An 8,110-nucleotide genomic window follows, 5' to 3' on the forward strand; every position below is an offset into this window, starting at 1 on the left:
TCATGGTCGTGCCCGAACTCCCCAAAACCCGCTCCGGGAAAATCATGCGCCGCCTCCTGCGCGACGTCGCGGAAAACCGCGCCATCGGCGACGTCACCACCCTCGCCGACTCCTCAGTCATGGACCTGATCCAAAGCGGACTCAACTCCGGCAAGAACGAAGAGTGACAGGGAGCTCATCGATGACAACGACCGAAAGCAACCGCACCACGGTGACCTCGGGCGGCACGGCCGTCCAGCCCGTGGACCCGACGAAACACATCGCCGACCCGGGCCCGCTCGGCCTGGCCGGCTTCGCCGCCACCACGTTCGTGCTGAGCGCCGTCAACGCCGGCCTCGTCGCGAAGTCGATCGAGCCGGTCGTCCTGCCGCTCGCGCTGTTCTACGGCGGCCTCGCCCAGCTGCTCGCCGGGATGTGGGAGTTCCGCAAGAACAACACGTTCGGCGCCACCGCGTTCGGCACCTACGGCGCGTTCTGGCTCTCGTTCGCCTTCTACGTGTGGCAGTTCTCCGGCAAGATCCCGGCCGCCGAGGCCGCGACCGCGACCGGGTTGTTCCTGCTGGTGTTCACGATTTTCACCGCGTACATGGCGATCGCTTCGCTGCGCACGAGCGTCGCGCTGATCGCGGTGTTCGTGCTGCTGTTCCTGACCTTCCTGTTCCTGACCATCGGCGAGTTCTCCGGCGCCGACGGCATCGGGAAGTTCGGCGGCTGGCTGGGCCTGATCACCGCGGTGCTCGCCTGGTACGCCTCCTTCGCTTCGGTCATCAACAGCACCTTCAAACGCACTGTGCTGCCGGTGGTTCCGCTGGCCGCGCACTGACGTCACGTCGTAGCAGCGAAAGGGGACCGTGCCCGCGGGCACGGTCCCCTTTCGCGTGCCCGGGACGGCAAACCGCACGGTCGGTATGCTGGGCGAATGGTTTCCGGCGACGATCCCGTGCCGCGCCGCCTGCTCGCGGCGGCGACGAAGTTGTTCGCGCGGAAGGGCTTCGATCGCGCGTCGGTGCAGGAGATCGTGGCCGCGGCCGGGGTCACCAAGGGCGCGATGTACCACTACTTCGGCTCCAAGGACGACCTGCTGTCCGAGATCTACGGCCGCGTGCTGCGGCTGCAGACCGAGCAGCTGGAGAAGGTGGCCGCGAGCGGCGAGCCGGTGGCCGACCGGCTCCGGCAGGCCGCGCGGGACGTCGTGGTCAGCACCATCGGCAACCTCGACGACACCAAGATCTTCCAGCAGTCCATCCACCTGCTCGCGCCGGACAAGCGCAAGGCCGTGCGCGCGAGCCGCCGGCACTACCACGAGCAGTTCCGCGCGCTGGTCGAAGAAGGCCAGCGCGACGGCGTCTTCCGCGCCGACACCCCGGCGGACATCGTCGTCGACTTCTACTTCGGCTCGGTGCACCACCTCGGCACCTGGTACCGCGCGGACGGAAAACTCTCCGCCGCCCAGGTCGGCGAGCGCTACGCCGATCTGCTGCTGACGTCCTTGCGTCCCTGACCGGCGGCCAGGGACGCAAGGGGGCCCGTCAAGCAGGCAGGTCGGCCAGCTTCGCCAGCGCCGCGCGGGCCCGGCCCGGGGTGCCGAGCGCGAGCTCATCCGCCTTGGCGCGCTTGAGATACAGGTGCGCGGGGTGCTCCCACGTCATGCCGATCCCGCCGTGCAGCTGGATCGCCTCCTCGGCCGCGTGCACCGCGACCGCCGAAGCCTGCGCGACCGCCGCCGCCTCGGCCACGTGCTCACCGGAGGCCACCGCGTCGGCCGCGTTACGGGCCGTGGCCCGCGCCGTCACCAGCTCCAGGTACAGGTCCGCGAGCCGGTGCTTGAGCGCCTGGAACGAACCGACGGCGCGGCCGAACTGGAAGCGCTGCTTCACGTAGGCCACCGTCTCGTCCAGGCACCACTGCGCGACACCGAGCTGCTCCGACGCCAGCAGCGCCGCGCTCGCCGTCAGCCCACGCTCCAACGCCGCCGGGGAAAGTTCCGGCCCCGCCAGCAACTGCCCTTCGGCACCGTCGAGGGTCACGTCCGCGATGCGCCGCGTCAGGTCGAGCGAAACCGCTTCCCGCGCGGTGAAATCCTCGACCGCGTACAGGCCCGGCCCGTCCGGCCCCGTCGCCGGGACCACGAGCACGTCGGCCACCGAAGCGTCCGCCACCGCCGGGATCCGTCCACTGAGGACACCGTCGGAAATCCGGACGTGCGAAGGGAAATCCGAACCCGGCCACACACTCAGCGGCACGGCGAGCGCGCCGATCGACTCGCCCGTGGCCAGCCTGCGCAGCAGACCGGACACAGTGGACTCATCGGTGTCACACGCCAGCAGCGTCGAGGTGGCGAGTACCGCGCTGCCGAGGAACGGCACCGGCGCGACCGACCGGCCCAGTTCCTCCAGCACCACGGCCAGTTCGCGCGCGGACGCGCCCTGCCCGCCCAGCTCCTCGGGCACGTGCAGGCCCGCGAAGCCCAGCTCCGCGGCCAGCGTGCGCCACAGCTTCAGGTCGTACGGCTCGTCGGTTTCCACGCGGGCCAGCACCTTCGCGGAGTCCGCGCGGTCGGCGAACAGGTCGCGCGCACTGGCCCGGAGGTCTTCCTCGACCTCGGAATACAGCAGATCGGTCACCGGGGCAAATCCTTCCAGGCCACGTCCTTGTCCACCCTGGGCTCCGAAGGCAGGCCGAGCACGCGTTCGGCGATGATGTTGCGCATCACCTCGGACGTGCCGCCCTCGATCGAATTCCCCTTCGCGCGCAGGTACCGGTATCCGGCCTCACGGCCGATCATGTCCACCTTCTCCGGGCGCCGCAACGTCCAGTCGTCGTAGCGCAGCCCGTCCTCGCCGGCCAGCTCGACCTCGAGGCCGGTGAGGGCCTGCTGGAGCTTGGCGAACCCGAGCTTCATGGCCGAGCCCTCCGGCCCCGGCGCGCCGACGGCCAGCTGCTGGCGCAGCCGGGATCCCGCCAGCCGCAAGGCTTCCGCGTCGACCCACAGCTTCAGCAGCCTGTCGTGCAGATCCGGCGTGCGCAGCTCGGGGCGGTCGCGCCAGGTCTTCGCGACCATGCCGATCAGCCCGCCCTCACGCGGCATCGCGTTGCCGCCGATCGCGACCCGCTCGTTCATCAGCGTGGTCTGCGCGACCTTCCAGCCCTCGCCGACCTCGCCGAGCCTGCTGGAGTCCGGGATGCGGACATTGGACAGGAAGACCTCGTTGAACTCGGCCTCGCCGGTGAGCTGCCGCAGCGGCCGCACGTCCACCCCGGGATCGCTCATGTCGCACACGAAGTACGTCATGCCCCGGTGCTTCGGCACGTCCGGGTTGCTGCGGGTGACCAGGATCGCGAACCGGGCGATGTGCGCGACCGATGTCCACACCTTCTGCCCGTTGACCACCCAGTCGTCGCCGTCGCGCACCGCGCGGGTGCCCAGCGCCGCCAGGTCCGAACCCGCGCCGGGCTCGGAGAACAGCTGGCACCAGACCTCCTCGCCGGTCCACAGTGGACGGAGGTAGCGGCGCTTCTGCTCGTCGGTGCCGAACCGGAGGATGGTCGGTGCGGCCATGCCGAGCCCGATGCCGATGCGGCGCGGGTTGTTGTCCGGCGCGCCGGCCTTCGCGAACTCACTGTCCACAACGGACTGAAGCTCGCGGGGCGCGTCCTGGCCGCCGAGCCCGGCGGGGTAGTGCACCCACGCCAGCCCGGCGTCGAACCGCGCCTGGAGGAACTCCAGCCGCTCGGTGGTTTTCGGGTCGTGCGCGGCGAGGAACTCCGCGACCTGCCCGCGCAGGTCTTCCGCTGTGGTCACTTACCCTCCCGGTACTTCTTCAGCTCACGATGAGCCAGCGAGCGCTTGTGGACCTCGTCGGGCCCGTCGGCGAAGCGCAGCGTGCGGATCCCCGCCCACATCTCGGCGAGCGGGAAGTCCTGCGACAGCCCGCCCGCGCCGTGTGCCTGGATCGCCTTGTCCAGGATCCATTCGACGGTGGCCGGGGTGGCGATCTTGATCGCCTGGATCTCGGTGTGCGCGCCGCGGTTGCCCACGGTGTCCATCAGCCAGGCCGTCTTGAGCACCAGCAGCCGCAGCTGCTCGATCCGCACCCGCGACTCCGCGATCCAGTCCTGCACCACGCCCTGTTCGGCGATCGGCTTCCCGAACGTGGACCGGCCCAGCGTGCGGCGGCACAGCATCTCCAGCGCCCGCTCGGCGAGCCCGATCGAGCGCATGCAGTGGTGGATCCGGCCGGGCCCGAGGCGCGCCTGCGCGACCGCGAACCCTTCGCCCTCACCGCCGATGAGGTTCTCCGCCGGCACCCGCACGTCCTCGAAGATCACCTCGGCGTGCCCGCCGTGCGAGCCGTCGTCGTAGCCGAAGACCTTCATGCCGCGCTTCACCGTGAGGCCCGGGGTGTCGCGGGGGACCAGGATCTGGCTCTGCTGCCGGTGCGGCTCGGCCTCCGGGTCGGTCTTGCCCATCACGATGAAGATCTTGCAGTCCGGGTTCATCGCGCCGGTGATGTAGAACTTGCGGCCGTTGATGACGTAGCTGTCGCCGTCGCGGCGGATGCGGGTGGAGATGTTGCGCGCGTCGGAGGACGCCACGTCGGGCTCGGTCATCGCGAACGCGGAGCGGATTTCCCCGTCCAGCAACGGTTGCAGCCACTGCTTGCGCTGCTGTTCGGTGCCGAACATCGCCAGCACTTCCATGTTCCCGGTGTCCGGGGCCGCGCAGTTGAGCGCGATGGGCGCCAGGTGCGGGCTGCGGCCGGTGATCTCGGCCAGCGGCGCGTACTGCAGGTTGGTGAGTCCCGCGCCGTGCTCGCCGGGCAGGAAGAAGTTCCACAGCCCGCGCTCGCGGGCCGCGGCCTTGAGGTCCCGGACGACCGGCGGCGCCGACCACGGGTCCTCCCGCTCTTCGAGCTGCCGCTCGAACACGGGCTCGGCGGGGTAGATGTGCGAATCCATGAACTCGAGGAGCTTTCCGCGCAGCTCCTCGGTTTTCGCGTCGAAGGAGAAGTCCATCAGCCGTCCTTCAGTGTCTCGTTGCCGAGCGCCACGAGCGGGCCGACGGCGTCGCCGATCTGCTCGAACCCGGCGCCGACGGTCTGGCCATGGGTGAAACGGTAGTAGATCCCTTCGAGGATCACGGCGAGCTTGAAGAACGCGAACCCGACGTACCAGTCCAATGCGGACAGATCGCGGCCGGAGCGTTCGGCGTAGCGGGCGATCACCTCGTCGGTGCCCGGGTAACCCGGCGCCGCGCTGACGTTGGAGACGATGTCGAGGTTGATCCGGCCGCGTTCGGCGTAGGCGACCATCAGCGCGAGATCGGTCAGCGGGTCGCCGAGCGTGGACATCTCCCAGTCCAGTACCGCGGTGATCCGGTCCTCGCCGTCGACGAGGACGTTGTCGAGCCGGTAGTCGCCGTGCACTATCGCGGGCGCGCCGGAGGCGGGCAGCGCACTGGCGAGCCGCTCGTGCAACCCGTCGATGCCCTCGATGTCGCGGCTGCGGGACGAGTCCAGCTGCTTCTTCCACCGGCGCAGCTGGCGTTCCAGGAACCCTTCCGGGTGCCCGAAATCGGCGAGCCCGACCGACGCCGGGTCGATCTCGTGGAGATCGCCGAGGGTGTCGATCAGCGAGCCGGCGATCGCCTTCGTGCGCTCCGGTCCGAGCGCGGCCAGCTCGTCGGCGGAGCGGTAGGGCGTGCCCGCGACGAACTCCATGACGTAGAAGGGCGCGCCGATCACGTCGGTGTCCTGGCACAGCGTGATCGTCTCGGGCACCGGCACCTTCGTGGGGCGCAGCGCGGTGATCACCTTGTGCTCGCGGCTCATGTCGTGCGCGGTGGGCAGCACGTGCCCGAGCGGCGGGCGGCGCACGACCCAGCGCGACGTGCCGTCGCCGACGATGTAGGTGAGATTGGACCGGCCGCCCTCCACCACTTCGGCGGTGAGCGCGCCCTCGACCAGGCCGGGTGCCTGCTCGTCGAGATGGGCGCGCAACCGGGACAGGTCCAGGCCCGGCGGGTCTGCTGGGCTCATCGAGGCCTCCTTGGCTCGGTACCGACCAGTCGGTATGCCGGATGGTGTCCGGGCACCCCGCGGGCGCGGGGTGCCCGGTGGCTCAGGCGAGCATGCGGACGACGAACTCGGCGATACAGGCGGGTTTCGGCTCGCCCTCGATCTCGACCGTCCATTTGACGACGGCCTGCTTCCCACCGGGGACGTCGCCGATCTCGGCCAGCTCCGCCGTGCCGCGCACCTTCGCGCCGACCTTGACCGGCTGCGGGAAACGGACCTTGTTGAGGCCGTAGTTGATGCCCATCTTCAGGCCGTCGACCCGGTAGGTGCTCTTGGCCAGCACCGGGAGCAGCGACAGGGTGAGGAACCCGTGCGCGATCGGCCCGCCGAAGGGGCCGGCCTTCGCCTTCTCGATGTCCACGTGGATCCACTGATGGTCCCCGGTCGCGTCGGCGAAGGTGTCGACCTGCTCCTGGGTGACGGTGTGCCAGTCGCTGGTGCCCAGCTGCTCGCCCGCCGCCGCGGTGAACTCGTCCAGGCTGGAAAAGACGCGCATGCTCAGTCCTTCGGTCCGCCGGCGACGTAGATGACCTGACCCGAGACGAACCCGGCGCCTTCGCTGACGAGGAACGACACGGTGTGCGCGATGTCCTCGGGCTGCCCGACGCGGGCGACCGGGATCTGCTGCGCCGCGCCGGCCTTGAAGTCCTCCCAGGACACGCCCACGCGGTCGGCGGTCGCCTTGGTCATCTCGGTGGCGATGAACCCGGGCGCGATGGCGTTCGCGGTGACGCCGAACTTGCCCAGCTCGATGGCGAGCGTCTTGGTGAAGCCCTGCATCCCGGCCTTGGCGGCGGAGTAGTTGACCTGGCCCCGGTTGCCCAGCGCGGAGGTGGAGGACAGGTTCACGATGCGGCCCCACTTCTGGGCCGTCATGTGCTTCTGGACCGCGCGGGTCATCAGGAACGAGCCCTTCAGGTGCACGCCCAGCACGGAGTCCCAGTCCTGGTCGGTCATCTTGAAGATCAGGTTGTCGCGGGTGATGCCGGCGTTGTTGACCAGTACCGTCGGCGGGCCGAGCTCGTCGGCCACCTTCTGCACGGCGGCCTCGACCTGTTCGGTGTTCGAGACGTCCAGCCCGACCCCGATGGCCTTGCCGCCGCCGGCGGCGATGTCCTCGGCGCCCTGTTTGACCGCGGCCTCGTCCAGGTCCAGCAGGCCGACGGCGAACCCGTCGGCGGCGAGGCGCTGGGCGACCGCGGCGCCGATGCCCCGGCCCGCGCCGGTGACGATCGCGACGCGGGAGTGCGGTTCGGTCACGTGCTTCCTCCTCAACGTTGAGCGCGCCCGGGTAAGCGAGCGCTTAGCAAGTTCCCTGGCACCTTACCGTGTGGACGGCGTGGCGGGCCATGTCATCGTGCCGAACGTAGTAACGGGCCCGCCAGGGTGGCGATCGCGAGGAGCTCGGTGAGCGCCATCAGCCGTTCGACCAGTCCGAGCGGGATCACCTCCCACCAGTGCCCGCCGGCCGCGAGGCTGACCGCGACCGCGCCGAGGATCACCGCGAACCAGCCCAGCGACGCGACCGCGAGTATCCGTGCCGCGCGGCGCCAGCGTGCGACGGTGAAGGTGGTGCGCGCGGCGAGCAGTAGTCCGATCGGCAGGCAGACGAACCCGATCACGCTGGCCACGCGGTGCAGCGTGCCGCCCGCGCTCGGGCCGACGGCCCAGTTCGTCTTCGGGAAAGCCACGATCACCAGGAGGCTCACTGTCCACAGTGCTCCGGCGACCAGCGCGGGCACGGGCAGCGCGCGGCGCAGGAGGTGCAGGGCGAACAGCAGCGCGGAGCCCGCGGCGACGAGGACGACCGCGATGTCGAACATCCACTTGTTGGCGGTGAGGGCGTACTCGCTGATCGTGCGGCGCAGGGGGCTGATTTCGCTGGTGGGCGGGAGGAACTGGAGCAGGAGGATGAGGATCGCCCCGGCCGCGAGGGCCAGCACCCCGGACACGGCGAGCGCGGCGGGGGCACGCGTGCCGGGTTCGCTCGTGCGTTCGCCGGTGGGTTCGCCGGTGGTGGGGATGGGGGCTGG

At 70.2% G+C, this 8,110-nt stretch carries 9 protein-coding genes; 2 read left to right on the plus strand and 7 right to left on the minus strand.

The window, feature by feature from the left end; all coding sequences use genetic code 11:
• Nucleotides 1-181: 181 nt before the first annotated feature.
• Both FPZ12_RS44795 and FPZ12_RS44800 read left to right on the plus strand, forming a co-directional pair.
• Nucleotides 182-823, plus strand: coding sequence for an acetate uptake transporter (locus FPZ12_RS44795; protein WP_144761721.1), 642 nt, complete (start codon nt 182-184; stop codon nt 821-823).
• A gap of 96 nt (nt 824-919) precedes the next feature.
• Nucleotides 920-1,501, plus strand: coding sequence for a TetR/AcrR family transcriptional regulator (locus tag FPZ12_RS44800; protein ID WP_144761724.1), 582 nt, complete (start codon nt 920-922; stop codon nt 1,499-1,501).
• Nucleotides 1,502-1,529: 28 nt separating this feature from the next.
• On the opposite strand, the gene FPZ12_RS44805 is transcribed toward FPZ12_RS44800, so the two are convergent.
• From FPZ12_RS44805 to FPZ12_RS44835, 7 genes are all read right to left on the minus strand, one after another.
• Nucleotides 1,530-2,624: an acyl-CoA dehydrogenase family protein gene (locus FPZ12_RS44805; protein WP_144761727.1), complete on the minus strand. Its 1,095-nt coding sequence runs from the start codon at nt 2,622-2,624 to the stop codon at nt 1,530-1,532.
• Nucleotides 2,621-3,802: an acyl-CoA dehydrogenase family protein gene (locus tag FPZ12_RS44810; RefSeq protein WP_144761730.1), complete on the minus strand. Its 1,182-nt coding sequence runs from the start codon at nt 3,800-3,802 to the stop codon at nt 2,621-2,623. Before FPZ12_RS44810 ends, FPZ12_RS44805 begins: the two co-directional genes overlap by 4 nt.
• On the minus strand, nt 3,799-5,016 hold the full coding sequence (locus FPZ12_RS44815) for an acyl-CoA dehydrogenase family protein (RefSeq protein ID WP_144761733.1): 1,218 nt from the start codon (nt 5,014-5,016) through the stop codon (nt 3,799-3,801). Before FPZ12_RS44815 ends, FPZ12_RS44810 begins: the two co-directional genes overlap by 4 nt.
• Nucleotides 5,016-6,038 (minus strand): phosphotransferase family protein, encoded by a 1,023-nt coding sequence (locus FPZ12_RS44820; protein ID WP_144761736.1) that lies wholly within the window; start codon nt 6,036-6,038, stop codon nt 5,016-5,018. The genes FPZ12_RS44815 and FPZ12_RS44820 overlap by 1 nt, the downstream gene beginning before the upstream one ends.
• 82 nt (nt 6,039-6,120) lie before the next feature.
• Nucleotides 6,121-6,573 carry a MaoC family dehydratase gene (locus tag FPZ12_RS44825; protein WP_144761739.1) on the minus strand — a complete coding sequence of 151 codons (453 nt, stop codon included), beginning with the start codon at nt 6,571-6,573 and terminating at the stop codon, nt 6,121-6,123.
• A 2-nt stretch (nt 6,574-6,575) separates the two neighbouring features.
• Nucleotides 6,576-7,337 (minus strand): beta-ketoacyl-ACP reductase, encoded by a 762-nt coding sequence (locus tag FPZ12_RS44830; RefSeq protein ID WP_144761742.1) that lies wholly within the window; start codon nt 7,335-7,337, stop codon nt 6,576-6,578.
• 92 nt (nt 7,338-7,429) lie between these two features.
• Nucleotides 7,430-8,101: a DUF998 domain-containing protein gene (locus tag FPZ12_RS44835; RefSeq protein ID WP_144761745.1), complete on the minus strand. Its 672-nt coding sequence runs from the start codon at nt 8,099-8,101 to the stop codon at nt 7,430-7,432.
• Between the last annotated feature and the right edge of the window lie 9 nt (nt 8,102-8,110).

This window comes from Amycolatopsis acidicola (assembly GCF_007713735.2).
Classification (GTDB): Bacteria; Actinomycetota; Actinomycetes; order Mycobacteriales; family Pseudonocardiaceae; genus Amycolatopsis_E; species Amycolatopsis_E acidicola.

Bases quoted from the DNA above. Each gene is read 5' to 3' on its own strand.
- FPZ12_RS44815 (WP_144761733.1), bottom strand. From the start codon at position 5,016: ATGGACTTCTCCTTCGACGCGAAAACCGAGGAGCTGCGCGGAAAGCTC.
- FPZ12_RS44800 (WP_144761724.1), top strand. From the start codon at position 920: ATGGTTTCCGGCGACGATCCCGTGCCGCGCCGCCTGCTCGCGGCGGCG.
- FPZ12_RS44825 (WP_144761739.1), bottom strand. From the start codon at position 6,573: ATGCGCGTCTTTTCCAGCCTGGACGAGTTCACCGCGGCGGCGGGCGAG.
- FPZ12_RS44795 (WP_144761721.1), top strand. From the start codon at position 182: ATGACAACGACCGAAAGCAACCGCACCACGGTGACCTCGGGCGGCACG.
- FPZ12_RS44820 (WP_144761736.1), bottom strand. From the start codon at position 6,038: ATGAGCCCAGCAGACCCGCCGGGCCTGGACCTGTCCCGGTTGCGCGCC.